The organism is Paraburkholderia hospita (assembly GCF_002902965.1).
Lineage (GTDB): Bacteria > Pseudomonadota > Gammaproteobacteria > Burkholderiales > Burkholderiaceae > Paraburkholderia > Paraburkholderia hospita.
On record NZ_CP026105.1, the window covers coordinates 2492612 to 2516451 of the forward strand.

Genomic DNA, 23840 nt, shown 5'->3' on the forward strand with positions numbered 1-23840 from the left:
TTTTTCGAAAACGGCTAGAACAATCATTCCTCCCGCGCCTTCTCCACTCGCGCCACAGGATCTGCCGGCTTTCCGCCCGCCTTCGCGGCCAGCTCGCGAGCATCGGGCGAACCGATCGTCCAGTCATGCAGCACCGTATAAGCCACGGCGAGAAGCGTCGGCCCAATAAACACGCCGAGGAAGCCAAACGCGAACGCGCCGCCCAGAATGCCGAGCATCACGAGAATCAGCGGCATGTCGCTGCTCTTGCCGATCAGGATAGGCTTGACGACGTTATCGGACATGCCCACCACTATCACGCCCCACACCACGAGAAAGATCGCCCATCCCGTTTCGCCGCCGTGATACAGCCAGATCGCGGCGGGCAGCCACACCACGACAGGGCCACCGGGAATCACCGAAAGAAAGAACGTAACGAGGCCTAGCAACGCCGGCGTCGGCACACCCGCAATCCAGCAGCCAAAGCCAGCCAGCACACCCTGCACCAGCGCCGTCCCGAGGATGCCGTACACCACGCCCTTCACCGTGCTGCCCGCCAACGCCAGCAAATAGTCGGCGCGCTCGCCGGCGATGCGCCGCATGCCCGCGTTGAGCCATGCCGCCGCGCCCTCGCCGCCCGTATAAAAGAAGAAAGTGAGAATGATGCTGAGCGCGAGCAATCCCAGCCCATGCGTGACGGCAAGCGCCGCCGCGAGAACCCACTTGCCCGCCGGCGCGGCCAGCACGCGCAGTTGCGCAACCATCTCGGAATTGCTGCTGGTCACGCGCTCCCAGAACGATTCGATGGTCGAACCGACGAGCGGAATCCGCGCGACCCAATCGGGCAGATCCGGCAGGCCTGATTCCGTCAGCCTCTGCACGAAAGCGGTGATGTCCTTGGTATGCGCGCCCAGCGCGAACCCCGCGTACACGAAGGGGCCCAGCACGACGACCAGAATGATGAGCACGATCAGCGTCGCCGCCCACTTGCGCCGCCCGCCGAGGGTCTGCGACAGCTTGCAGTACAAGCCCCACGAGCTATAGCTGAGAATCGCGCCCCACAGCAGCGCGGTCGTAAACGGCGCCAGCACCAGCAGCGAGCCGCCGACCAGCAGCAGCAACGCGAACACGGCAGCCAGCCGCTCGATCAGTTGGTCCGACTTCACCATGCACCACCCCCGACACAATTCCACACTGATCTGAACGATGGCCGCTCAGACATCGAAACGTCTGCAGAACGAGTATAGGAAAGCTCAGGCGAAAGCCGCGAACGCAACCAGAGACACCGGCGGCAGCCACCACGAGCAAGCCCTTCACAGACTGACAGGCCCACACTGCGGGCAAATCGCTGCCAGCAGTGCGTGTCGATAATATGTCGACGAAGAAACGACTAGAATATATGGTTCTCTGCACACAACCTCCGGATTTATGCGCTCGCGAATCGCCAAACGTCTCCCTCCCGATGCCGACAAGCTGGTCGGTCTGTCGCTCGCGCTCTTCGCGTCGGGCAGCCGCACCGAAGACCGCTTCTGGGAATCCAAGCTCGACGCACTGCTCGCGAAAATAGTCCGCAACGGCAACCAGACGACGCTCGACGCCGCGCTCGACCATCTGCAGCAGAATCATCCGGACGCTTACGGCGCCCTTGCCGACATGGCCGAAACGCATAGCGAGTCGCTGATCGTCGAGCACGATGGCGTCCAGTACGAAGCGTTGCTGATCGCCGCGCCGGTGCTGGCCTGGACGCGCTACGCCATCCCGTCGGGCGCGCTCAAAGGCGACGCGGCCGACGCACTGCGCGCCCATCTGCAGGCACATGTGCTTGCAGCCGACACGCGCGTCGCGATGGCGCCCTTTATGTATAGCATCGACCAGTTGCCGCGTCATCACGTCGAAACCTGGCGGCTCGCGCAGCAACTGGCGCAGGCGGCCGTCGGCGGCGGCAACGCGAAAATCAACTTTGGCGAACTGCCGGAAACGTCGCCCATTCTGGCCGATCCGCGTTTCGTGCTGGCCGTCGTCGCAGCGCCCGTCGGCGCGCCCGTGTTCCGCTGGCAGGAAGAAGAAGGTGGCTCGCGCATCGAGCGCGGCCAATGCCTCGAGCAATGGGCGACACAAGGCGGTGCCAATCTGGCCGTCGTGCTGCCCGGCTGCGAGTTCGAATGCCTGTTGCCGGACGCCTACTACTCGGCCTGCCGCGACGCCGACGAGCGCGTGCGCCCGCACACCGTTCGCACCGCGGTGCGCTATCTGTTCGACACGATCGGCGCGACGCCCGACGAACTGCGCGCGGTAGTCGCGGGCTTCGGCGAGCGGCGCATCGACGAATACCGGATCGGCTTCACGCGCCGCGGCAGCAACGACGTGATCTACGGCGTCGTGTGGCCGCTGTACGGCCGCGAGAACGGCGACCCGGGTATCGACGAAGAACCGCAAGAGGCAATGGCGGCCGAAGGTCCGCTCGAAGACATCGTCGCGTTGCTGAAAGAAACGGGCATCACCGATATCCGCCGTCACGCTGGCCGCTTCGAACCGGAATATTGTGACGACTGCGGCGTCCCGCTTTATGCGGATCCGCTCGGCGAGATCGTTCACGCCGAAATGCCGGAAGATGCCGAGCCCGCTCAGCCACATTTCCACTGATCACTTCAGAGTTTTCTCTGCATCGAATCAAGCCCCGCCGCGTGCGGGGCTTTTTTCATGGCACTCGTCCTATGCCAACTGGACAGGCCGCCACGCGACTGGGAATTTGTCATCATCGACACGATGGTGCATCGCTGCGCGACGACGAAATCGTTGCGTGCATCGCGCCGCCACGACCGATCGATCAGGAGGCAATGCATGCGATTTTCAGTTTTCAACTCGGACGCCGAACGCAGGGAAGGACTCAAGACACTCTTACGGCAAATCGACCGGCAGGCACGGTTCGGCGAAGCACAGGACTGGCCGCAGGTCGAGCGCACGCTGCGCCGCCTGCAACCGGACCTGCTGCTGATCGACTGGGAGGACTGGATGTCGCCCCTCGACGCCCGCACGTTGCTCGCCAACCATCCCGGCCTGCCCGTCGCCGTGCTGGTCGACGACATCTCGCCCGCCCATGTGCGCGCGTTCGTCGAGAAAGGCGTACTCGGCGTGATTCCACGTTCCACCGATCCGCGCGTGATCGTGCGGGCGCTGGAAATGGTTTTGCTGGGCGTCCACTACATCCCTGCAGGCGCCCTTTCGTTCGATGCACCCGCGCCATCCAGCAAGCTGGTGCGTCCGCTGAACGACGCGCGCCCGCTCGAACTGGTCGCGCCGCCAAAGCGGCCACGTCTGGGCGGCGGCCTTTCGCCGCGGCAAGAACAGATCATGCGCTGCGTGCACATGGGCAGTACGAATAAAATGATTGCTCGCGCGTTAGGCATCAGCGAGGGCACCGTGAAAATCCATCTGGCGACGATCTTCCAGCAACTGGGCGCACCGAACCGCGCCGCCGCCGTCGCGATCTACAACGGCTGGCTCACCGCGCAACTCGAAGTGCTGCGCAGCGGACACAATCGCATCCAGCGGCCCGCGCGCGTGACGTCCAACGTCGCGCCACTGCGCCAGCGCAAGCCGCGAACTTTCCGCTATCCGTTGCCTGCCAACGACACTGCCGGCGCACTGCCGATGGCCGCCGAAGCGACGACGCCGTACGACCCACGGCGCAAGCGCCCGGAGCGCGACGACGGCGCGATGTAAAGGTCGAAAGGAATCCACCGTGAATAGACATAAATCATCGCTGGCATGGAATCCGCTCACACGTTTCGCTATTCAACGAGTAATATGAAGACATGGGTTTCCTCTACACACCGCTTCCGTTGTGGGTCGCTGTCGGTGGCTGGATCGCCGCTGTGGCTTTGCTCGCGCTCGCACTCTGGAAGAACCCGTTCAAGCGCTTGCAGGAACCCGTGCTCCAGCATGTGTGGCTCGCCATCATCGTCGCCGTATCGGTGCTGTGGGCGACCAACGCATGGCTCGAAGATGGCACGGTGATTCACCTGCTCGGTGCAACGCTCGTCGTCACGCTATTCGACTGGGGGCTTGCGCTCATTGCGATGGCCATCGTGACAGGGCTTGCCGCCGTCGTCTTCGACGCGCCGTGGCAAGGCATCGCACTCACCTTCCTCGTGTTCGGCGCAGTGCCCGTCGGCGTGTCGACGCTCCTGCAACGCGCATGCATCGCGTGGCTGCCGCGCAATCTCTTCATGTTCATCTTCGGCCAGGGCTTCGTGTCGCCCGCCATCGCGGTTACGGTGGCATCGGCCGTTGCGTTGGCAACGCATATCGCGCTCGCCGACGGTTCGATGTCCGTGATCCCGGCCGGCTATGCGTTTAGCGTGTTCCTGCTTGCGTCGGGTGAATCGTGGTTCACGGGTATGTCGACGGCATTGATCGCTGTCTATCGTCCCGCATGGGTCACGACTTATGATGTGCGCCGCTATCGCCTCGGTGGCCCGCGCACCTGATCTGATCCCGCAATTGCACTGCAACGGCATCGAGATGAATGCGCCCGTCCGGCGCGTTCGCTCGTGCATGCAACATCCGCCTATCTATCGCTCGTTGAGCCTCCGCACCACGACACGACAAAATATTTGTGCCAGGATTGAACTCCTTCCTGCAGACGGGCATCTTATGTGCCTGACGTCTTCACAGCATTGATCATAGATAGATGGATCGCACCAACGCACCGCGCCGATTGCCGCGGTTGGTCGGCCGGTTGGCGGTGTGGATTGCGAGCGCGTCGCTCGCATGCTCGCTGCCTGCCTTCGCCGATCAACTCGGGCAGCACAACGACCTCGTCAGCAAATTCATCAACGATATGCACGCCGATCCGCTCGTCGCGGATTGCGCCGCGCATGGCGACTTCGTCGCGAGCACATCGACGGCTTTCGATCACGTCGAGTTTCCGCCCAGCTCTTTCGATAGCGCGCATGCAGCCGTCACGCCGTGGAACGATTCGTTCGACGAAGGCAAGCAGAAGGTCAAGGTCGACAGTGTCGTGACCGTCGAAGGCCTGGGCGTTCCGCAAGGCGGCGGCGACCCGGCGCAGCTCAAGTTCCGCTGCGGCTATGTCGGCGCGCAGATGCTCGCGTTCAGCTGGAATGACCCCGTGCCGCCATTGCGCTCGCGAAGCACGGCGTCGTCGGGCTCGACCACGGCTAAGGGCAAGCACGCCGTTAGCGGCAAGGGTTCGAAGAAGAACTCGGGCAAGTCGAAAGGCACGACGAACAAGTCGGGGAACAAGAAGTCGGGCAAATCGTCAGGCAAGGCCGTGACGGCCAAGAGCAGCGCCGCGAAGACGAACGCTAAAACGGGTGCGAAAAAGTCGACGGCGAAGAAGACACATTGACGTGGCGCCTACACCTGATCTGAACATCGGATCAGGCGCACCACGCGAGCAACAAAAAGCGAGGCCACGCATCACGCGTGGCCTCGCTTTTTTACATACCTTTGCTATTCATCGATACAGCGCGTCAGGCAAACGTCTCCATATGCCAGAGAATCGCCTGCAGCATCGACGCGCCGAGCGACGCGCTGCGCTCGCCGTTCCAGCCTACCCGTTCGTCGGGCAGATTGGCGTTGTCCTTGAACGGCATCTCCAGCGTCAGCGACAGGCAACCGAACTCGTTGCCGATGTACTTCGACGCGAGCTTGAGCGCATCCTGCCGATACTTGCTCGCTTCATAACCGTACTTGTCCTGGAAATCGGGACTCGCGCGCTTGAAGTTCTCGATGAACGCCGTCTGCTCCTGGCGTTGGCGTTCGGTGAAACTCGGCAGCATCTCCGAGCCCGCGACGAACACATACGGCAGCGCTTCGTCACCGTGAATGTCGAAGAACAGATCACAGCCCGTCGCATGAATCGCGTCACGCACGAGCAGCACTTCGGGGCTGCGCGCGGCGTCCGGTTCCATCCATTCGCGATTCAGGTTCGCGCCGGCCGCATTCGTGCGCAGATTGCCGTGCACGCTGCCGTCCGGGTTCATGTTCGGCACGATGTAGAAGTCGGCGTAATCGAAGAGCTTGCGCGCGACGGGATCGCCCGACCAGTCGCCCCAGCCCGCGAGTCGCTTCACGAGACCTTCGACGAACCACTCGGCCATCGTCTCGCCTGGATGCTGGCGCGCGATGATCCAGATGATCTTCTTCGGCTTCAGCGTGCCGTCTTCGAGCAAGGTCGGCGCGCCGAGCGTGAGCAGCGACATCGGCCGGCCTTCGACCGTCTTGCCCAGTTCCGTCAGCGCCGCATGCGGCATCTGTTGAACTGCGCCGAGAAATTCCGAGTGGCGCTCTTCGCTATACGGCTCGAAGTAGGCGTAATAGATGCGGTCGAAATCGGGCGTGTGATCGATGGTGAGCACGCGGCCGTCGTACGAGGTCGGCACGCGAAACCAGTTCACGCGGTCATAGCTCGCGCACGCCTGATAGTTGCGCCAGCCATCGGCGAAGGCGCAGTCGGCGGCGTTCTCGAACGTCATCACGCAGCGCTCGCCGCGCGCGCCCGACAGGCGGAAATAGAACCACTGCGCAAAGTCGGCGTGGCTGTCCGGACGCACGCGCAAGCGGATGTTGTCGGCCTGCGCGCAGGACAGGACTTCGATCGCGCCTGCGTCGAAATTGCTCGTAATGGATAGCGTCATGTTGGTATTCCTGCTGGTTCGGCGCGGCGTCAGTCCGCAATGCGCCGGCGAAAGACGTAGGTGGAATCGTTCGAAGCATCGGTGTCGAATGCGTAGCCTTCAGCGTCGAAATCCTTGAGTTGCTCCGGCGTTTCGAAGCGATTCTCCACCAGATAGCGCGCCATCAGACCGCGCGCGCGTTTCGCGTGAAAACTGATGATCTTGTATCGCCCGCCCTTCCAGTCCTCGAATACGGGCGTGATGACGGGCGCGGCGAGTTTCTTCGGCTTGACTGACTTGAAATATTCCGTCGACGCGCAGTTGATCAGCACGCGCGAGCCGTCCTGCTTCTTTTCCAGTTGGCGGTTGAGCGCCTGCGTGATGCGCTCGCCCCAGAACGCGTACAGATCCTTGCCGCGCCGGTTCTCGAAGCGCGTACCCATTTCGAGCCGATACGGTTGCAACAGATCGAGCGGACGCAGCAGGCCGTAGAGGCCCGACAGTACGCGCACGTGCTGCTGCGCATAGTCGAGATCGGATGCGGACAGCGACTTCGCGTCGAAGCCTTCGTACACGTCGCCGTTGAACGCAAGCACGGCTTGCTTCGCATTGGACGTGTCGAATTTCGGCGACCAGTCCGCGTAACGCTGGAAATTCAGATGCGCGAGCTGATCGGAAATGTCCATTAGCGACGCGATGTCTTGCGGCGACAAGCGGCGCAGATCGCCGATCAGTTCGGCGGCGTCATCGACGAAATCGGGGATCGTGTGCTTCTTGAGGTGCGGCGGGGTGTCGTAGTCGAGCGATTTGGCCGGCGACAGAACGATTATCATAGAGGCTTTCAGGCACGCCGTGCCTGGCGGTCAAAGAACGAAAGCCAGATTGTAACGAATGCCCGAAACCCCTGCCTTGCCTGAACAGAACGCGCCTGCCGCAAGAAACGCGGCGGCGCCCGCCGTCGTGCTCGATTCGAACGTGTGGATCGATATTCTCGTGTTCGACGATCCGCACACGCGCCCCATTCTCGCCGCGCTAGAAAACGGTGCGCTGCGCGCGCTGATCGACGCGCGCTGCCTCGCCGAACTGACATACGTGCTCGACTATCCGCAGTTCGTCAAGCGCGCCGTCGACAAAACCGCCGCGCTCGCGACGCTCGCGCGGCTATCGACACTGGTCGAGCCGCCCGCGCCCGCCGAAAACGTGCCTGCGCTGCCCAAATGCAAGGACCGCGACGATCAGAAGTTTCTCGAACTCGCCTATGCGATGCAGGCGGACTGGCTGGTCTCGAAAGATCGCGCGGTGCTGAAGCTCGCGAAACGGATCGCGCGCGATTTCGGTTTCCGGATCGCGCAGCCCGCGCCGTTCGTCGCCGAATGTGCGCTGACGGCCGAAGCGCCCGTCGAGGCCTGACGCGCGCCCGCGCAGTCCGCAGACGGGACGCGACGCGCTGCCGGGCGGCACAGCTAACCGCCGCGCGGATTTTCCCTACAATCGAGCTTCACGCCTGACCACAACGGCATCAACGACTACGACCGCATCCGGACCGCGACATGAACGCACCGCACGATCTGACGACCACGCCTATGACCACCATGCCTCCATCGTTCCCGTCCCGCCTGCCGAACGTCGGCACGACGATCTTCACCGTGATGAGCGCGCTCGCCGCCGAAAAGAACGCGGTCAATCTCGGCCAGGGTTTTCCGGATTTCGATTGCGATCCGCGTATCGTCGATGCCGTGGCCAACGCGATGCGCGAAGGCCACAACCAGTACCCGCCGATGGCAGGTGTCGCGCCGCTGCGCCAGGCGATCTCCGAGAAGATCTCAAGCCTGTACGGACGCCGCTACGACGCCACGACCGAAATCACGGTGACGGCAGGCGCCACGCAGGCGCTTCTGACGGCGATCCTGTGCGCGGTCCATCCGGGCGATGAAGTGATCGTCGTCGAGCCGACGTATGACAGCTATTTGCCGTCGATCGAACTGGCGGGCGGCAAGCCCGTGTTCGTCACGCTCGAAGCGCCCGACTACGCAATCCCGTTCGACAAGCTCGCCGCTGCGATCACGCCGAAAACGCGCATGATCCTGATCAACACGCCGCACAACCCGACGGGCACCGTCTGGCGCGCGGACGACATGAAGAAGCTAGAGGAGATCGTGCGCGGCACGAATGTGCTGATCCTGTCCGACGAGGTGTACGAGCACATGGTCTACGACGGCGCGCCGCACGAAAGCGTGGCGCGCTACCCGGAGCTCGCGCAACGCAGCTTCGTCGTGTCGAGTTTCGGCAAGACCTATCACGTGACGGGCTGGAAGGTCGGCTACGTGGCCGCGCCCGCCGCGCTGATGGCGGAATTCCGCAAGGTCCACCAGTTCAACATATTCACCGTCAACACGCCGATGCAGCTCGGCCTCGCACACTACATGCAGGATCCGGCGCCGTATCTGAACCTGCCCGCCTTCTATCAGAAGAAGCGCGACTTCTTCCGCGCCGGTCTCGCGCAATCGCGCTTCAAGCTGTTGCCGTGTACGGGCACGTATTTCCAGTGCGTCGATTATTCGGCCATCAGCGACATGCCCGAAGCCGAATTCGCGCAATGGCTGACGAGCGAGATCGGCGTGGCCGCCATTCCCGTGTCGGCGTTCTATCACGAGTCGCATGAATCGGGCGTGGTGCGCTTCTGCTTCGCGAAGAAAGAAGACACACTCGCCACCGCGCTCGAACGGCTGGCGCGTCTCTGAGATGGCGCGCGCGATGCTGCGAACGAACCCCGGTTCTTCGTCATCGCGCGCGCGGCAACGCGGCGCCGATCCGGCACATGGACGCGCCACGCCCTCACTTCTTCTTTTGCGCTTCCATGTAGGCCTTGCGGTCGTCCGTCACGCGCTGCGCGGCCGGGCGTGCATTGATCGCCTTCACGTACGGCTTCCAGTCGATGCCGACATCGAGCAGAAAATCGCGCCCGTAGACGGCCTGCGTCGCCATGCCGACGAGCGGCAGGCTCACGAAGCCCGCCACGTCCGCGATGCTGAACTGCTCGCCGCGCAGATACGGCGTGAACTTCGCAAGCCGCCTGAAGCCGCGGATGTGATGGATCAGCAGTTTCTCGGTGCGCCCTTTCGTGGCGTCGGTGATCGTGCCGCCGAAGAACGCCTGCTTGTACAGATTGCGCGCCGTCAGTTCGAGATGAACGTCGACGAACGTGATCAGCTCGCGCTCCTTCGCCGCTTCCCACGGATCACGCGAGAACATTGCCTTCTCGGGAAAAGCCGCGGCCAGATACTCGATGATCGCCTGCGACTCGCACAGGCTGCCATGCTCCGTCACGATGTACGGCACCTTGCCGAGCGGCGAGTGTTCGAGCATCGCCTCGTCCTGGCTGAACGGAACGCACACTTCCTCGAACGGAATGCCGAATTCGAGCAGCGCAAACTTCACTTTGTTGTAATAGTTGGACAGCGCAAAACCGTGCAGCTTGATCATCCGGTGTCTCCCTGCGGATGGTTATGGAAAGTCGCTCGCAATTCGTCACGGCTCACACGCATGCGCGCGCACACGACGAATTGAAACGAACGTACTATTTTAGAATAATCATGGAGTGAGTCACATCATGTCACCGAACACCTCTCGCCAATACAGCATCGAGACCGTCGGCATCGTCGGCACGGGCGCGATGGGACGCGGCATCGCGCAGATCGCCGCGCTCGCAGGCCTCACGGTCAGGCTTTACGACACGAATGCCGCTGCCGTCGGCGCGGCGCGCGATTATCTGTCCGACACCTTCTCGAAGCTGGTCGCCAAAGGCAAGCTCGACAACTCGCGCTCGCTCGCCGCGCTCGCGAACGTGACGGGCGCGACCGCGATCGACGAACTCAAGGACTGCGACCTCGTCGTCGAAGCGATCGTCGAAAAGCTCGACGTGAAACGCGCGCTTTTCAAGGAACTCGAAGGCATCGTCAGCGAGCGCTGCATTCTCGCGTCGAATACGTCGTCGCTGTCGATCACGGCGATTGCGGCCGCGTGCGCCGATCCATCGCGCGTAGTCGGCTATCACTTCTTCAACCCGGTGCCGCTGATGAAGGTCGTCGAGGTGATCGACGGCCTGCGCAGCGATCCCGCCGCCGGCGACGCGCTGATGGATCTCGCGCGCCGCGTGGGCCACACGCCCGTGCGCGCGAAGGATATGCCCGGCTTCGTCGTCAATCACGCGGGACGCGGCATGAATACGGAAGGTTTGCGCGTCGCGGACGAAGGCGTCGCGAGCTTCGTCGAGGTCGACCGCATCATGCGCGAGCAGGCGGGCTTTCGTCTCGGGCCGTTCGAACTGCTTGATCTGACCGCGCTCGACGTGTCGCATCCCGTCATGGAATCGATCTATCACCAGTTCTATGAAGAGCCGCGCTTCACGCCGTCGCCGATCACGGGCACGCGCCTCGCGGGCGGGCTGATCGGACGCAAGGCGGGCGAAGGCTTTTATGTGTATGTCGACGGCAAGCAGCAGGCGCCTGCCGAAGCACCCGCGCCGACCGATCTGCCGAAGCGCGTCTGGGTCAGCGCGCGCGTGCCCGCTGCGCGTGACGCCGTGCTCGCGTTGATCTCGAAGACCGGCGTCGCCGTGGACGAAGGCACAACGCCCGCCGCCGACTCGCTGATCGTCGTAACGCCGCTCGGCTTCGACGCGACGACGGCCGCTGTCGATGAAAACCTCGACGCGAGCCGCGTCGTCGCCATCGATACGCTGTTCCCGCTCGTCGACGCAAAACGCCGCACGCTGATGACCACGCCCGCGACCACACGCGCCGCGCGCGATTCCGCGCACGCCCTCTTCGCGCATGACGGCGTGCCCGTCACGGTGATCCGCGACTCCACCGGCTTCGTCGCGCAACGCGTGGTGGCGACGATCGTCAACATCGGCTGCGATATCGCGCAGCGTCAGATTGCGTCGCCGCAGGACATCGATCTCGCCGTGACGCTCGGCCTCGGCTATCCGCGCGGGCCGCTCGCACTCGGCGATGCGCTCGGCGCGCAAACCATTCTGACGATTCTGCGCAACATGTTCAGCGTGCTCGGCGATCCACGCTACCGTCCGTCGCCGTGGCTCGCGCGCCGCGCGCAACTCGACATGTCGCTCACGCAAGCCGACGCCGCCGATCACGACAACGCAAAGGAGCAAGCGTAATGGCCGCCGAACTGCTCGCCTCCCGCCCAGCCGAAAGCGAATCGACGCTCGTGCTGACCCTGTCGAACCCTGGCGCGCGCAACGCGATGCACCCCGACATGTACGCCGCCGGCATCGAAGCGATCGACACGGCCGAGCGCGATGCGTCGATCGGCGCGGTCGTTATCACGGGCGCGGACAACTTCTTCTGCGCGGGCGGCAACCTGAACCGTCTGCTCGAAAATCGCGCGAAAGATCCGTCCGTGCAGGCGCAAAGCATCGACCTGCTCGGCGAATGGATCGCCGCGTTGCAGGCGTCGTCGAAACCGGTGATCGCGGCCGTCGAAGGCGCGGCAGCAGGCGCAGGCTTTTCGCTTGCGCTCGCGTGCGACCTGATCGTCGCCGCCGACGACGCGAAGTTCGTGATGTCATACGCGCGCGTCGGCCTCACGCCGGATGGCGGTGGCTCATGGTTCCTCGCGCGCGCGTTGCCGCGTCAGGTCGCGACGGAAGTGCTGATCGAAGGCAAGCCGATCGGCGCGCAGCGTCTGTATGACCTCGGCGTCGTCAACCGGCTCGTGAAACCGGGCGCCGCGCGCGATACGGCGATCGCGTGGGCCGACGATCTCGGCAAGGTGTCGCCGAACGCGAAGGCACGCATCAAAGGCCTGATCGCGGCAGCGGGCGCGCAGTCGCTGCCCGAGCATCTCGTTGCCGAGCGCGACAGTTTCGTCGCGTCGCTGCATCATCGCGACGGGCTCGAAGGCATCACTGCGTTCCTCGAAAAGCGCGCGCCCAACTACAAATGAGCACACCGACCGGATCTGGCTATCAGTTGCCGAAGCGCCGCCGCATCTATCTGATGCGGCACGGCGACGTCACGTACTTCGATGCGTCGGGCAGCACGATCGACCCGGAGCGCGTGCCGCTCAATGAAAACGGCCGCGCGCAGGCCGATGCCGCGGGCCGCGCGTTCGCCGAACAGAACGTGCGCTTTGATCGCGTGATCGCCAGCGGTTTGCCGCGCACGGTCGAGACGGCACAGCGCGTGCTCGCGCAAATGGGCAACCAGACTATGATCGACGTCGAGCCCGCTTGGGAAGAAATACGCGGCGGAAAACCAGGCTCTATTCCCGCCTTCGATCTCGAAGCGGCATTCATCGGCGCGTTCGACGGCATTGTTGCCGAGGACGTGCAGTTTCTCGGCGGCGAGACGATCGGCGAACTGTTCGATCGCGTGCTGCCGGCGCTGGCCGCGCTGCGCGTCGACACATCGTGGGATGTCGCGCTGCTCGTGCTGCATGGCGGCGTCAATCGCGCGATCCTGTCGCATGCGATCACGGCAGGCGGCCGCACGTTCTTCGGCCATCTCGCGCAGGCGACGGGCTGCGTCAATGCGCTCGACGTCGGCGCCGCGTCGCGCGACTGGGTGGTGAGGATGATCAATCATTCGCCACCGTCGCCGCTGCATCGTGACGTGCGCAACACATCGATGGAAATGCTTTACGCGCAATTTATTCAAAGCAGGCGCAGCTAGCAGATCGATCATTCGATCATCCAACGGAGGAGACATGCCGCAAGACGCGACACCTACCGACTACTCCGCTTTTGAAGGCACGCGGCCCGTCAGCGAACGGCAGCGAATCGACATCGACGCCCTTTCCGCGTGGCTCGCGCAACATGTCGAAGGCTTCGCTGGGCCTCTGACGCTCGAACAGTTCGCGGGCGGCCAGTCGAATCCGACCTTCAAGCTGATTACGCCGACGCGTGCTTATGTGATGCGCGCGAAGCCCGGCCCGTCCGCGAAACTGCTGCCGTCCGCGCATGCGATCGAGCGCGAGTATCGCGTGATGCATGCGCTGCGCGACACCGACGTCCCCGTCGCGAAGATGCTCGCGCTGTGCGAGGACGAAAGCGTGATCGGCCGCGCGTTCTACGTGATGGAGTTCGTTCAGGGCCGCGTGCTGTGGGACCCGTCGCTGCCCGGCATGACGCCTGCGCAACGCGGCGCGATCTATGACGAGATGAATCGCGTGATCGCCGCGTTGCATGGCGCCGATGTCGACAAGGTTGGACTTGCGGACTACGGCAAGCCCGGCAACTACTTCGCGCGGCAGATCGGCCGATGGAGCAAGCAGTATCAGGCGTCGGAAACCGAACCGATCGATGCGATGCATCGCCTGATCGAATGGCTGCCGCAGCATATGCCCGCCGGAACGGGCGAGCGCGCGTCCGTCGTGCACGGCGATTACCGGCTCGACAATCTGATCTTCGATCCACACGAACCGCGCGTGCTGGCCGTGCTCGACTGGGAACTGTCGACGCTAGGCGATCCCCTCGCCGACTTCGCGTATCACTGCATGGCGTGGCATGTCGATCCCGCGCAGTTTCGCGGCATCGCCGGACTCGACTGGACCGCGCTCGGCATTCCTGACGAGGCACGGTACGTGCAACGCTATTGCGAACGCACTGGCCTGACGATTTCCGGCGACTGGAACTTCTACCTCGCGTACAACATGTTCCGCATCGCGGCGATCTTGCAGGGAATCATGAAGCGCGTGGTCGACGGCACGGCGGCGAGCGAACAGGCCGCTGACGCAGGACGGCGCGCGAGACCGATGGCTGAACTCGCGTGGCGCTACGCGCAGAAGGTGCGCTGATCGAAACGCGCCAAATGAACTGCCGGCGCTGCCGCGTACTCAATCTGTAGACCGGATTCAACGACATCCACGAGGGCAAGATGAATTTCGACTACACCCCGAAGGTTCAGGCATTGCGCGACAAGCTGCTCGCATTCTTCGACGAGCACATCTATCCGAACGAACAGGCCTATGCCGCCGAAGTCGCGCGCAACCGCCAGGCGGGCAACGCGTGGGTGCCGACGGAACTGATCGAGGCGCTGAAGCAGCAGGCGCGCGATGCCGGCTTATGGAACCTGTTTCTGCCCGATTCCGAGCGCGGCGCGGGTCTGACGAACCTCGAATACGCGCCGCTGTGCGAGATCATGGGCCGCGTGCCGTGGTCGCCCGAGGTGTTCAACTGCAATGCGCCCGACACCGGCAATATGGAGACGATCGAGCGCTACGGCAACGAGGAGAACCGGCGCGAATGGCTGGAGCCACTGCTGCAAGGCCAGATCCGTTCGGCGTTTCTGATGACCGAGCCGGAGGTGGCGTCATCGGATGCGACCAATATTCAGACGAGCATCGTGCGCGACGGCGACGCGTATGTGATCAATGGGCACAAGTGGTGGTCGTCGGGCGCGGGCGATCCGCGCTGCAAGCTCTTCATCGTGATGGGCAAGACGGATCCCGACGCGCCGCGTCACGCGCAGCAATCGATGATTCTCGTGCCCGCCGACGCGACGGGGATCACGGTGCATCGACCGCTGAGCGTGTTCGGTTATGACGATGCGCCGCACGGGCATATGGAGATTACGCTGGACAACGTGCGCGTGCCTGCCGTGAATATGTTGCTTGGCGAAGGTCGCGGGTTTGAGATTGCGCAGGGGCGGCTCGGGCCGGGGCGCATTCATCATTGCATGCGGTTGATTGGGCTTGCTGAGCGGGCTCTTGAGTTGATGTGCAGGCGCACGCTGCAGCGTGTGGCGTTTGGCAAGCCGATTGCGGCGCAGACTGTTACGCAGGAGCGGATTGCCGAGGCGCGGTGTCTGATCGAGCAGGCTCGGTTGCTGACGTTGAAGACGGCTTACATGATGGATACCGTCGGAAATAAGGGCGCGCGCGGTGAGATCGCGATGATCAAGGTTGTTGCGCCCAACATGGCGTGTCAGGTGATTGACTGGGCCATTCAAGCGCATGGCGCGGCTGGGATGTGTGATGATTTTCCTCTGGCTTATGCCTATACCACCGCGCGGTGGTTGCGGTTTGCTGATGGGCCAGATGAGGTGCATCGGAATGCTATTGCCAAGATTGAGCTTGGGAAGTACTCGGAGTGATGCGCTGGCAGCGCGGCAGCGGGGTTTGGGGATCTGTGGTGTAATTTTTTTTGTGTCTGCGACGCTGGGTGGTTTGCTTCTGTTTGCGCTGGCATCCGCGTTGCGGTTGTTGCTGCGCGTGCGGTTTGGTTTGCTGGTGTTTGCTTTGGCATCCGCGTTTTGTCTTTGGTGCGCATGCGTTGCCCCTGTGCGGGGCGGCACCTACTTTTCTTTGCCGCCGCAAAGAAAAGTAGGCAAAAGAAAGCGGCTAACACCGCTAATTCTTGTATTTGCCTGAGGGCCCCCAAATGGTCCCACGCTTCACTCGGCAACGTTTCATTTCATGCCCGTTGCTAACGCTTTGAATAAGCGGCTCACCCGCTTCAAACACCCGCACAACGGCTAGCGGCAGCGAATGGTAGGTGCCGCCCAGGTGGCAAACTGTGTGTAGGTTGTCGCGTCGTATAGCTTGGCGCTCTTACAGGGTGGAACGCGTGCGCTATCGGTCCGAAGTGAGACGTGTGTGGCGCTACGGCCTACACACAGTTTGCCACCTGGGCGGCCGTGGAATATCTGGCACGGCGTGCTGTGACACGGGCGCGTGAAGTGGGTGATGCGCTGGATTGGAGCGTTGGCAACGAACGCGAACAAGCAGGTTGCCGTGTGAAGTGAGGGACCGGTTGAGGGCCCTCAGGCAGCGAGAAATGTTGGCGGTGTTAGCCGCTTTCTTTTGCCTACTTTTCTTTGCGGCGGCAAAGAAAAGTAGGTGCCGCCCCGCACAGGGGCGACGCGTGAAGCACGAAGGCAAAGCGCGGATGCCAGCACGAAGCCAAAACAACCAAACCGCCCGCGCCACGAAGGCGAAACGCGAACAGCAAACACCGTAACGCGGATGCCAGCACAAAAACAAGCAAACCACACCAGCGTCGCAGACAAAACAAACCACCAGGAGCAATCAATGATCGACATCTACAGCTGGGCAACGCCCAACGGCCACAAGATCCACATCATGCTCGAGGAGACAGGCCTCGAATACCAAGCCCACCCGATCAACATCGGCGCAGGCGATCAATTCACGCAAGAATTTCTAGCCATCAGCCCGAACAACAAAATCCCTGCCATCGTCGACAGCGACGGCCCAAAGCGCCCGGACGGCAAGCCATTCTCCTTATTCGAGTCCGGCGCAATCCTGATCTACCTGGCAGAAAAAACCGGCAAATTTTTGCCGACAGACCCAGCGGCCCGCTACGAAACACTGCAATGGCTGATGTTCCAGATGGGCAGCATCGGCCCGATGCTCGGTCAGACACACCACTTCCGCGTCTACGCGCCGCAACCGATCGAATACGCGATCAACCGCTACACCAACGAAACAAAGCGCCTGTACGGCGTGATGGACACGAAGCTCGGCAAGACGCGCTACCTGGCAGGCAACGACTACACCATCGCCGATATCGCCACGTTCCCCTGGACGCGTTCATGGCAAAACCAGGGCCTACAAATCGACGAGTTTCCGAACGTGAAGCGCTGGCATGAAGAGATCGCCGCCCGTCCCGCCGTGCAACGCGGCGTCGAAGTGCTCGCGTCGGCGCGCGTGCCGCTGATGGATGAAAAAGCGAAGGAAATACTGTTCGGCGCGACGCAATACGCCAAGCACTGAGCATCGCGAGGCGCCGACGCGCGCAACTAGAAATAGTGTCGCGTGATGAACTGTGCGATGCACACGGGACGCTCGCTGCCCTGCCGTTCGAGCGTCACGTTCCACGCGATCTGTACGCCGCCCTCCTCGACATCCGTCACGCTCGCGACAACGAAGCTCGCGCGCAACTGCGACCCGACAGGCACGGGCGCCGTAAATCGCACGCGGTTGAGCCCGTAGTTGACACCCATGCGCTGCTCAAAACGAAACGTATCGACGAGCAACGCGGGGATCAGCGACAGCGTCAGAAACCATGCGCAATCGGTCCGCCGAACGGCGACTCGCGCTTCGCGCGTTCGGGATCGACATGAATCCATTGATGATCGCCCGTCGCCACAGCAAAGCGGTCGACACTCGCCTGATCGACCTCGACCCACGCGCTCATGCGCGACGGCTGGCCGACGAGCACACGCACGTCGTCGGCCGAAGCGAGCGTCAGCTCGGGCGTCATGCCGCCGCTCCGGGATTGCGCAGCCCGAAGATCGCCTTCGAGCGCACGGTAATCACCAGCTCGCCGTTCTGATTGAAACCCTGCCACTCCGTCGACACGATGCCGCGATCCGGCTTGCTCGCCGACACGCGCTTGTCGAGCACGCTGTTCATCATCCGGATCGTGTCGCCGACGCGCACCGGCTTGAGCCAACGCAAATCGTCGATGCCAGGCGAGCCCATCGATGTCGAGCCCGCCAGCACGTTGCGCACCAGCATGCCCATCATCACCGAGCACGTATGCCAGCCGCTCGCGATCAGCGTGCCGTACGGCGATGCGGCAGCGCCCGTATCGCTGACGTGAAACGGCTGCGGATCGAACTGCTCCGCGAACCGGACGATCTCGTCGCGCGTGAACGTGTGCGAGCCGACTTCATACGACTTGCCGACTTCCATGTCCTCGTAGCTCAAACCCATCTTTCACCTCGTTTGCATGTGTTGGCGGCGGCGCTCATGCGTCGGCCGTTGCGAAGCCCGGCAGCGCGGCAAAGCGCGCCAGATGATGATCGACATCGCCGAGCGTGGTTTCGATGATAGCGAGACGCTTGAACAGATGCGCGGTCGCCACCTCGTTGGTCACACCCATGCCGCCGTGCAGTTGCACTGCCTGCTGTCCGACGAAGCGTGCGGCTTGCCCCACGCGCACTTTTGCCGCCGATACCGCGCGGCGACGCTCGTCGACATCGTCGCTGCCGTAGCGCACGGCGGCGAGATACGTCGCCGAGCGCGCCTGCTCCGTGTGGATCAGCATCTCGACCATCCGGTGCTGCAGCGCCTGAAAGCGCGCAATCGGCACACCGAACTGCTGGCGCGTCTTCGTGTAGTCGACGGTTGCGTGATTCAGCGCATCGAGCGCGCCGATCGCCTCCGCGCACAGCAACACCACGCCGTAATCCGCGATGTGCTCCAGCGCCGCAGCGCCCGCGTGCCGGCCGTTCAGCTTGCGTGCCGGCGTCGCATCGAATGCGAGCGTCGCGGCGCGCTGGCCGTCGATCGTCCGATAGTCGGTGAGCTGCGTGTTCGCCGCGTCGCGCGCGACGACGAACAGCGCAATCTCGCCGTCGAGCCGCGCGGGCACGATCCAGTAATCAGCCTGCGCGCCATGCTGCACAACCGATTTCGTGCCGCTCAACGCGTACCCGTCGCCTTGGCGAGTCGCCGTCGTTTCGATCGAAAAAAGATCGTAGCGCGCGTCGGGTTCATGGAAAGCGACGGCGAGCTTGCTCTCGCCTTGCGCCGCGCGTTCGAGCAACGCGGCATCGTCGCCGTCGCCCGTGCCGGAAAGCTTCAGCGCCTCGATACCGACAGTCGTCGACCAGTACGGCTCGACGACGATCGCGCGCCCCAGTTCCTGCATCACAACCAGCATATCGACCGTGCCGCCATCGAAGCCGCCTTGCGCTTCGGGCACGGGCAACGCGGTCAGGCCCAGCTCGGCGAACGCGGACCAATGCGTGTCCGATACGCCTGCTTCCGTTCGAACGATCGCCTGTCGCGCCTCGAAACCATATTGCTTGTCGAGATAACGGCGCAGCGCGTCCGCGAATTGCTGTTGTTCGTCGGTGAAATTGAAGTTCATGCGCCGCTCCTCACAGTCCGAGAATCATCTGCGCGATGATGTTCTTTTGAATTTCGTTCGAGCCGCCGTAGATCGACGTCTTGCGATAGTTGAAGTAGTACGCGGCGAGCGGCGCGGCGTCGTCGTCACCCGCGATGCTGTGCGCGCGTTCACCTTCAAGGAACGGCACATCGAACGGCGCGGCAAGCGGCCCGACGGCTTCAAACATCAACTCCGTCAAACTCTGCTGCACTTCCGTGCCCTTGATCTTCAGCATCGACGCCTCTGGCCCCGGCCCGCGTCCGCCCGCTTCATTCGCGACTACGCGCTGCACAGTCACCTCAAGCGCCATCAATTCGATTTCGAGGCTCGCGACTTTCGCGGCGAACAGCGGATCGAGCAGCAAGGGCTTGCCGTTCTTCTTCTGATTCAGCGCTATGCGCTTCAGGAACGCGAGTTCGCGTTTCGACTGCCCAACGCGGGCGATGCCCGTACGCTCGTGACCGAGCAGATACTTCGCGTAAGTCCAGCCGCGGTTCTCGTCGCCAACAAGGTTTTCGACAGGGACTTTCACGTCTTCGAAAAACACTTCGTTGACTTCGTGATCTTCGTCGAGCGTGATGATGGGGCGCACGGTGATGCCCGGCGTCTTCATGTCGATCAGCAGGAACGAAATGCCCTCCTGCTTTTTCGCGCCGCTGTCAGTACGCACGAGACAGAACATCATGTCGGCGTGCTGGCCGAGCGTCGTCCAGGTCTTCTGGCCGTTGACGACGTAGTGATCGCCGCCCCGCTCGGCGCGCGTGCGCACCGATGCCAGATCGGAGCCAGAGCCCGGCTCCGAGTAGCCCTGGCACCACCAGTCGGTGCCGTCGAGAACGCGCGGCAAGTAGTGCCGCTTTTGCGCTTCGCTGCCGTACTTCATCAGCACGGGCGCGACCATCGATACACCAAACGGCAGCACCATCGGCGCGCCGAGCTGGGCACACTCCTCGTCCCAGATATGACGCTGCGTTGCGTTCCAGTTCGGGCCGCCATACTCCGCAGGCCACGCAGGCGCCGACCAGCCGCGCTGGCCGAGCAGCTTGTGCCAGCTCGCGAAGTCATCGCGATTCAGACGCTTATGATTGAGGACTTTGTCGCGCAGCTCGTCAGGCAGATTCGCTTCGAGCCAGGCGCGGATGTCGGCGCGGAATGCGTCGTCAGCGGGGGAATAATTCAGGTCCATGCGCAGTGTCTCCTGGCCGCGGCCTTGCGCCGCCAGGAGCACTGCAAGCAATGGTTATTGCAGCGGCTCTTTCAGTGCGGCGGGTACAGGCAGCGGCATCACATCGATGCCTTCTTCGACGAGGGCTCGCGCATCCTCAGGCGTCGTGACGCCCCGGATGCTGCGAGCAGGCGCTTCGTTGTAGTGAATGCGCCGTGCTTCCTCGGCAAAGCGGTCGCCCACGTTCTCGGTCTTTTCCAGCACCTCGCGCAGCGCGCGCATCACGTGCGCCTGCAGCTCGCCAGCGTCCGCCGCCGCTTTTTCCTTCGATGCGTTCGACGCGCGCGTCGCACCCGACAGATTCAGGCGCGGCGCCGACGGCAAACGGCTCACTTCCGTCGCACCGCAAATCGGACATTCGACCAGCTTGCGGGACAACTGCGATTCGAAGTCATCGGCGGAAGCGAACCAGCCTTCGAACCGATGATCGTGGGGACACTGTAGATCGAGGACCTTCATGTGGAATCAGGGCTTGCGTACGAGTTTAGCGCAAAATGGAAATTTGTGAACGGTCGTTCGTTAAATGCTTTTGCTTTTTTTACCGCCTGGCCGGCACGGTGACGAACGAGAATCAGCCATTCTAGCGCGTTGGCGCGGGACGCGCCGACGCTCGAATGGCTGCGTGCGACGACCGGACGGAAACGCAAAACGGCAGCCCAAGGCTGCCGTTTTCGTTGGATGCGGCGTCCCGCGAGCGTCAGTCCGCTTCGGGCGCATTCTCCGGCCACGCGCCCGACAGCAGCTTCTCCAGCCAGAACGTGCCGATGATCGTCTTCACGTCGCTCAACTGCCCCGTGCGCACCCACTCGGACACATCCGACACCTTCGCGATGAACGTCTCCAGGAACTCGCCGTCGTCGAGCTTGCGCTCGCCCGCCGTCAAACCGCGCGCGACGTAGATGTCGATGAATTCCGTCGAGTACGAAATGATCGGATGAACGCGCGTCAGATAGATGTATTCGCGCGCCGTGTAGCCCGTTTCTTCGAGCAGCTCTCGCTTTGCGCAGGCCAGCGGATCTTCGTTCGGATCGAGCTTGCCGGCCGGATACTCGTACATCACCTTGCCCATCGCGTACCGGTACTGGCTTTCCATCAGGACGCGGCCGTCGTCGAACAGCGGGATCACCATCACGGCGCCGGGATGTTGCACGTATTCGCGCGTCGCCTGCTTGCCGTCGGGCAAGCGCACGGTGTCGAATTTGACCGTCATGAACGGCCCTTGATAGGCGACTTCGCTCTTGATGCAGGTTTCTTTAAGCGCGGTGTCGTGATCGGGGAGTTCTGCCATGTGCGACCTCTTTGCGGCAAGAAGCGCGACGGCCGGAACCGTCAGCGCCGTTTGACGAGATATTGAAACGTGAAGCCCGGGAAGGCGAGCACGATGAACAGGCTGAACGTGATCGCGTAGAACTGCCAGCCTTGATCGAAGCGATTGCCGGCGCGCGCTTCGAGCATGAAGCCGAGCGCGCCGACGATGAAATACAGCACGATCAGTTCGCCGAGCCTGAGCCACGCGCTTTTCTTCGTGGCCTTCAGCGGCATGACACCGAACAGCCGCTGATTCAGGAACGGCAGGTTGGCGCCGACGAGCGCCAACAGCACGATGAACCACCCCGCCGCCGACATTACAGCGGCAGAGTATGCGTAATCGCGTTCAGGCAGAGCGACATCAGCGGGCCCGGAACGATACCGAGCACCAGCACGGCCACGCCGTTGAGCGCGAGCAGCGCGCGCTTGCAGGTATCGCCTGCGATCGGTGTCGTGTCGACGGCGTCGTCGAAGTACATCAGCTTCACGATGCGCAGGTAGTAGAACGCGCCGAACAGCGACGTGATCACCGCGAGCACCGCGAGCCACGTGAGGCCTGCGTTCATCGTCGCTTCGAGCACGGCGAGCTTCGCGTAGAAGCCGACCGTCGGCGGGATGCCGGCGAGCGAGAACATCAGCACCATCATCACGAATGCGAACACCGGGCTGCGCTGGTTGAGACCCTTGAAGTCGTCGAGCGTTTCGGCTTCGAAGTCGCGACGCGCAAGCAGCATGACCACACCGAACGAGCCGAGCGTCGTCAACAGATAGACGATGCTGTAGAACATCGCCGAGCCGTACGCGCTCGCCGCTGCGCCCGTCTTGCCGTCCACGACGCCCGCCAGCAGGCCGAGCAGCACGAAGCCCATGTTCGAGATCGCCGAATACGCCAGCATCCGCTTGATGTTGCGCTGGACGATACCCGTGATGTTGCCGACGATCATCGACAGTGCGGCCAGAATAACCAGCATTTCCTGCCAGTCGACGGCGAGCGGCAGTAGACCCATCACCAGGAAGCGCAGACCCCATGCGAACGCGGCAACCTTCGGACCACCGCCGACGAGCATCGTCATCGCCGTCGGCGCGCCTTGATAGACGTCCGGCACCCACATGTGGAACGGCACGGCGCCCATCTTGAACGCGATACCCGCAACGATGAAGATCACGCCGAACAGCAGCACGACATCATTGATGTGGCCGGAAGCCACGGCCTTCAGCACTTCGTTCAGTTCGAGCGAACCCGTCGCGCCGTAGAGCATCGAGATGCCGTACAGCAGGAAGCCCGAAGCCAGCGCGCCCAGCACGTAGTACTTCATCGCGGCTTCGTTCGACGGCGCATGTTCGCGGCGCAGCGCGATCACGGCGTACAGCGACAGCGACATCAGTTCCAGACCGAGGTACAGCGTCAGGAAGTTGTTGCCGGAGATCATCACCAGCTGGCCGAGCAGCGAGAACATGCCGAGCAGGAAGAAGTTGCCCTCGTACAGGCCGCGATCTTCCAGATACTTGCGCGAGTAGACGATCGACACCGCGTAGCCCAGCGACACCACCGCCTTCATCACGTTGGCGAACGGGTCCACCACGTACATGCGCGAGAAGTAGTATTGCGGCCCGGCGCCCGGCGTGAAGGCATCGATGGCGAACCAGATGCCGGCCACGACCGTGGAAATCAGCGCGATGAAATACGTCGTGCGGCGGCTGTTCGGGCCAACGAACGTGTCGATAAGCCACGCAACGACGATAGCGGTCATCACTAGCGCGTCGGGTAACAGGGCGGTCATAGGTGCGTTTTGCATGATCT

General features: G+C 62.9%; 24 protein-coding genes and 1 pseudogene. 12 read left to right on the top strand and 13 right to left on the bottom strand.

All coding sequences use genetic code 11. The features are described from left to right. Positions 1-23: 23 nt before the first annotated feature. Positions 24-1148: an AI-2E family transporter gene (locus C2L64_RS11270; RefSeq protein WP_007588102.1), complete on the bottom strand. Its 1125-nt coding sequence runs from the start codon at positions 1146-1148 to the stop codon at positions 24-26. A gap of 259 nt (positions 1149-1407) precedes the next feature. Between C2L64_RS11270 and C2L64_RS11275 the strand changes: the two genes are divergently transcribed. From C2L64_RS11275 to C2L64_RS11290, 4 genes are all read left to right on the top strand, one after another. After that, complete coding sequence (locus C2L64_RS11275; RefSeq protein ID WP_007588103.1) at positions 1408-2622, top strand: DUF2863 family protein; 1215 nt, start codon at positions 1408-1410, stop codon at positions 2620-2622. A 198-nt stretch (positions 2623-2820) separates the two neighbouring features. Continuing rightward, positions 2821-3702 (top strand): response regulator transcription factor, encoded by an 882-nt coding sequence (locus tag C2L64_RS11280; RefSeq protein ID WP_039901417.1) that lies wholly within the window; start codon positions 2821-2823, stop codon positions 3700-3702. A 92-nt stretch (positions 3703-3794) separates the two neighbouring features. Next, positions 3795-4469: an energy-coupling factor ABC transporter permease gene (locus tag C2L64_RS11285; protein ID WP_007588105.1), complete on the top strand. Its 675-nt coding sequence runs from the start codon at positions 3795-3797 to the stop codon at positions 4467-4469. Between the two features lie 203 nt (positions 4470-4672). Beyond that, the gene (locus C2L64_RS11290; protein ID WP_007588106.1) at positions 4673-5353 is read left to right on the top strand and encodes a BspC domain-containing protein; all 681 of its coding nucleotides are present in this window, start codon (positions 4673-4675) and stop codon (positions 5351-5353) included. A gap of 124 nt (positions 5354-5477) precedes the next feature. On the opposite strand, the gene C2L64_RS11295 is transcribed toward C2L64_RS11290, so the two are convergent. Together C2L64_RS11295 and yaaA are read right to left on the bottom strand one after the other, a co-directional pair. Then, a complete protein-coding gene (locus C2L64_RS11295; RefSeq protein WP_007588107.1) occupies positions 5478-6644 on the bottom strand; it encodes a M14 family metallopeptidase in 1167 nt (388 codons plus the stop codon). A 29-nt stretch (positions 6645-6673) separates the two neighbouring features. Beyond that, the gene (yaaA, locus tag C2L64_RS11300; RefSeq protein ID WP_007588108.1) at positions 6674-7456 is read right to left on the bottom strand and encodes a peroxide stress protein YaaA; all 783 of its coding nucleotides are present in this window, start codon (positions 7454-7456) and stop codon (positions 6674-6676) included. A 58-nt stretch (positions 7457-7514) separates the two neighbouring features. Here yaaA and C2L64_RS11305 point away from each other — a divergent pair, with 58 nt between their 5' ends. Both C2L64_RS11305 and C2L64_RS11310 read left to right on the top strand, forming a co-directional pair. Continuing rightward, positions 7515-8033 carry a putative toxin-antitoxin system toxin component, PIN family gene (locus C2L64_RS11305; RefSeq protein WP_007588114.1) on the top strand — a complete coding sequence of 173 codons (519 nt, stop codon included), beginning with the start codon at positions 7515-7517 and terminating at the stop codon, positions 8031-8033. Between the two features lie 140 nt (positions 8034-8173). Further along, on the top strand, positions 8174-9364 hold the full coding sequence (locus C2L64_RS11310) for a pyridoxal phosphate-dependent aminotransferase (RefSeq protein WP_007588116.1): 1191 nt from the start codon (positions 8174-8176) through the stop codon (positions 9362-9364). A 94-nt stretch (positions 9365-9458) separates the two neighbouring features. On the opposite strand, the gene C2L64_RS11315 is transcribed toward C2L64_RS11310, so the two are convergent. Beyond that, complete coding sequence (locus C2L64_RS11315) at positions 9459-10106, bottom strand: glutathione S-transferase family protein (RefSeq protein WP_007588118.1); 648 nt, start codon at positions 10104-10106, stop codon at positions 9459-9461. 127 nt (positions 10107-10233) lie between these two features. Between C2L64_RS11315 and C2L64_RS11320 the strand changes: the two genes are divergently transcribed. The 5 genes from C2L64_RS11320 (at position 10234) to C2L64_RS11340 (ending at position 15739) form a co-directional block, all read left to right on the top strand. Then, a complete protein-coding gene (locus tag C2L64_RS11320) occupies positions 10234-11802 on the top strand; it encodes a 3-hydroxyacyl-CoA dehydrogenase (RefSeq protein ID WP_007588119.1) in 1569 nt (522 codons plus the stop codon). Next, entirely contained in the window at positions 11802-12590 is a 789-nt protein-coding gene (locus C2L64_RS11325) for an oxepin-CoA hydrolase, alternative type (protein ID WP_007588121.1), read from the top strand. Before C2L64_RS11320 ends, C2L64_RS11325 begins: the two co-directional genes overlap by 1 nt. Next, positions 12587-13318: a histidine phosphatase family protein gene (locus C2L64_RS11330; protein WP_007588122.1), complete on the top strand. Its 732-nt coding sequence runs from the start codon at positions 12587-12589 to the stop codon at positions 13316-13318. The genes C2L64_RS11325 and C2L64_RS11330 overlap by 4 nt, the downstream gene beginning before the upstream one ends. Before the next feature lie 34 nt (positions 13319-13352). After that, positions 13353-14441: a phosphotransferase gene (locus C2L64_RS11335; RefSeq protein WP_007588123.1), complete on the top strand. Its 1089-nt coding sequence runs from the start codon at positions 13353-13355 to the stop codon at positions 14439-14441. 80 nt (positions 14442-14521) lie between these two features. Next, a complete protein-coding gene (locus tag C2L64_RS11340) occupies positions 14522-15739 on the top strand; it encodes an acyl-CoA dehydrogenase family protein (protein ID WP_007588124.1) in 1218 nt (405 codons plus the stop codon). A 669-nt stretch (positions 15740-16408) separates the two neighbouring features. Here the strand turns inward: C2L64_RS11340 and C2L64_RS53185 are convergent. Continuing rightward, positions 16409-16687, bottom strand: a complete 279-nt coding sequence (locus C2L64_RS53185; protein ID WP_131542658.1) for a hypothetical protein — start codon at positions 16685-16687, stop codon at positions 16409-16411. Between C2L64_RS53185 and C2L64_RS11345 the strand changes: the two genes are divergently transcribed. Continuing rightward, entirely contained in the window at positions 16677-17378 is a 702-nt protein-coding gene (locus C2L64_RS11345) for a glutathione binding-like protein (protein ID WP_007588125.1), read from the top strand. The two genes, C2L64_RS53185 and C2L64_RS11345, sit on opposite strands and share 11 nt — an antisense overlap. A gap of 26 nt (positions 17379-17404) precedes the next feature. On the opposite strand, the pseudogene C2L64_RS11350 reads toward C2L64_RS11345, so the two are convergent. The 8 genes and pseudogenes from C2L64_RS11350 to nuoN all read right to left on the bottom strand — a co-directional run bounded on the left by C2L64_RS11350 (position 17405) and on the right by nuoN (position 23835). Then, positions 17405-17868 (bottom strand): annotated as a pseudogene (locus tag C2L64_RS11350) (MaoC family dehydratase). Continuing rightward, the gene (locus tag C2L64_RS11355; RefSeq protein WP_007588126.1) at positions 17865-18323 is read right to left on the bottom strand and encodes a MaoC family dehydratase; all 459 of its coding nucleotides are present in this window, start codon (positions 18321-18323) and stop codon (positions 17865-17867) included. Before C2L64_RS11355 ends, C2L64_RS11350 begins: the two are co-directional and overlap by 4 nt. A 34-nt stretch (positions 18324-18357) precedes the next feature. Beyond that, positions 18358-19485 carry an acyl-CoA dehydrogenase family protein gene (locus C2L64_RS11360; RefSeq protein ID WP_007588127.1) on the bottom strand — a complete coding sequence of 376 codons (1128 nt, stop codon included), beginning with the start codon at positions 19483-19485 and terminating at the stop codon, positions 18358-18360. 10 nt (positions 19486-19495) lie between these two features. Further along, positions 19496-20692, bottom strand: a complete 1197-nt coding sequence (locus C2L64_RS11365) for an acyl-CoA dehydrogenase family protein (protein ID WP_007588128.1) — start codon at positions 20690-20692, stop codon at positions 19496-19498. A gap of 54 nt (positions 20693-20746) precedes the next feature. Continuing rightward, positions 20747-21190, bottom strand: a complete 444-nt coding sequence (locus tag C2L64_RS11370; RefSeq protein WP_007588129.1) for a DUF1178 family protein — start codon at positions 21188-21190, stop codon at positions 20747-20749. Between the two features lie 238 nt (positions 21191-21428). Further along, positions 21429-22019, bottom strand: coding sequence for an NUDIX domain-containing protein (locus C2L64_RS11375; RefSeq protein ID WP_007588130.1), 591 nt, complete (start codon positions 22017-22019; stop codon positions 21429-21431). A 41-nt stretch (positions 22020-22060) separates the two neighbouring features. Continuing rightward, entirely contained in the window at positions 22061-22357 is a 297-nt protein-coding gene (locus C2L64_RS11380) for a DUF2818 family protein (protein ID WP_007588131.1), read from the bottom strand. Then, positions 22357-23835 (bottom strand): NADH-quinone oxidoreductase subunit NuoN, encoded by a 1479-nt coding sequence (nuoN, locus tag C2L64_RS11385; RefSeq protein WP_007588132.1) that lies wholly within the window; start codon positions 23833-23835, stop codon positions 22357-22359. The genes C2L64_RS11380 and nuoN overlap by 1 nt, the downstream gene beginning before the upstream one ends. Positions 23836-23840: the final 5 nt, after the last annotated feature.

Coding starts and splice junctions, on each gene's coding strand:
- C2L64_RS11270 (WP_007588102.1), bottom strand. CDS start 1,148: ATGGTGAAGTCGGACCAACTGATCGAGCGGCTGGCTGCCGTGTTCGCG.
- C2L64_RS11275 (WP_007588103.1), top strand. CDS start 1,408: ATGCGCTCGCGAATCGCCAAACGTCTCCCTCCCGATGCCGACAAGCTG.
- C2L64_RS11280 (WP_039901417.1), top strand. CDS start 2,821: ATGCGATTTTCAGTTTTCAACTCGGACGCCGAACGCAGGGAAGGACTC.
- C2L64_RS11285 (WP_007588105.1), top strand. CDS start 3,795: ATGGGTTTCCTCTACACACCGCTTCCGTTGTGGGTCGCTGTCGGTGGC.
- C2L64_RS11290 (WP_007588106.1), top strand. CDS start 4,673: ATGGATCGCACCAACGCACCGCGCCGATTGCCGCGGTTGGTCGGCCGG.
- C2L64_RS11295 (WP_007588107.1), bottom strand. CDS start 6,644: ATGACGCTATCCATTACGAGCAATTTCGACGCAGGCGCGATCGAAGTC.
- yaaA (WP_007588108.1), bottom strand. CDS start 7,456: ATGATAATCGTTCTGTCGCCGGCCAAATCGCTCGACTACGACACCCCG.
- C2L64_RS11305 (WP_007588114.1), top strand. CDS start 7,515: ATGCCCGAAACCCCTGCCTTGCCTGAACAGAACGCGCCTGCCGCAAGA.
- C2L64_RS11310 (WP_007588116.1), top strand. CDS start 8,174: ATGAACGCACCGCACGATCTGACGACCACGCCTATGACCACCATGCCT.
- C2L64_RS11315 (WP_007588118.1), bottom strand. CDS start 10,106: ATGATCAAGCTGCACGGTTTTGCGCTGTCCAACTATTACAACAAAGTG.
- C2L64_RS11320 (WP_007588119.1), top strand. CDS start 10,234: ATGTCACCGAACACCTCTCGCCAATACAGCATCGAGACCGTCGGCATC.
- C2L64_RS11325 (WP_007588121.1), top strand. CDS start 11,802: ATGGCCGCCGAACTGCTCGCCTCCCGCCCAGCCGAAAGCGAATCGACG.
- C2L64_RS11330 (WP_007588122.1), top strand. CDS start 12,587: ATGAGCACACCGACCGGATCTGGCTATCAGTTGCCGAAGCGCCGCCGC.
- C2L64_RS11335 (WP_007588123.1), top strand. CDS start 13,353: ATGCCGCAAGACGCGACACCTACCGACTACTCCGCTTTTGAAGGCACG.
- C2L64_RS11340 (WP_007588124.1), top strand. CDS start 14,522: ATGAATTTCGACTACACCCCGAAGGTTCAGGCATTGCGCGACAAGCTG.
- C2L64_RS11345 (WP_007588125.1), top strand. CDS start 16,677: ATGATCGACATCTACAGCTGGGCAACGCCCAACGGCCACAAGATCCAC.
- C2L64_RS53185 (WP_131542658.1), bottom strand. CDS start 16,687: ATGTCGATCATTGATTGCTCCTGGTGGTTTGTTTTGTCTGCGACGCTG.
- C2L64_RS11355 (WP_007588126.1), bottom strand. CDS start 18,323: ATGGGTTTGAGCTACGAGGACATGGAAGTCGGCAAGTCGTATGAAGTC.
- C2L64_RS11360 (WP_007588127.1), bottom strand. CDS start 19,485: ATGAACTTCAATTTCACCGACGAACAACAGCAATTCGCGGACGCGCTG.
- C2L64_RS11365 (WP_007588128.1), bottom strand. CDS start 20,692: ATGGACCTGAATTATTCCCCCGCTGACGACGCATTCCGCGCCGACATC.
- C2L64_RS11370 (WP_007588129.1), bottom strand. CDS start 21,190: ATGAAGGTCCTCGATCTACAGTGTCCCCACGATCATCGGTTCGAAGGC.
- C2L64_RS11375 (WP_007588130.1), bottom strand. CDS start 22,019: ATGGCAGAACTCCCCGATCACGACACCGCGCTTAAAGAAACCTGCATC.
- C2L64_RS11380 (WP_007588131.1), bottom strand. CDS start 22,357: ATGTCGGCGGCGGGGTGGTTCATCGTGCTGTTGGCGCTCGTCGGCGCC.
- nuoN (WP_007588132.1), bottom strand. CDS start 23,835: ATGCAAAACGCACCTATGACCGCCCTGTTACCCGACGCGCTAGTGATG.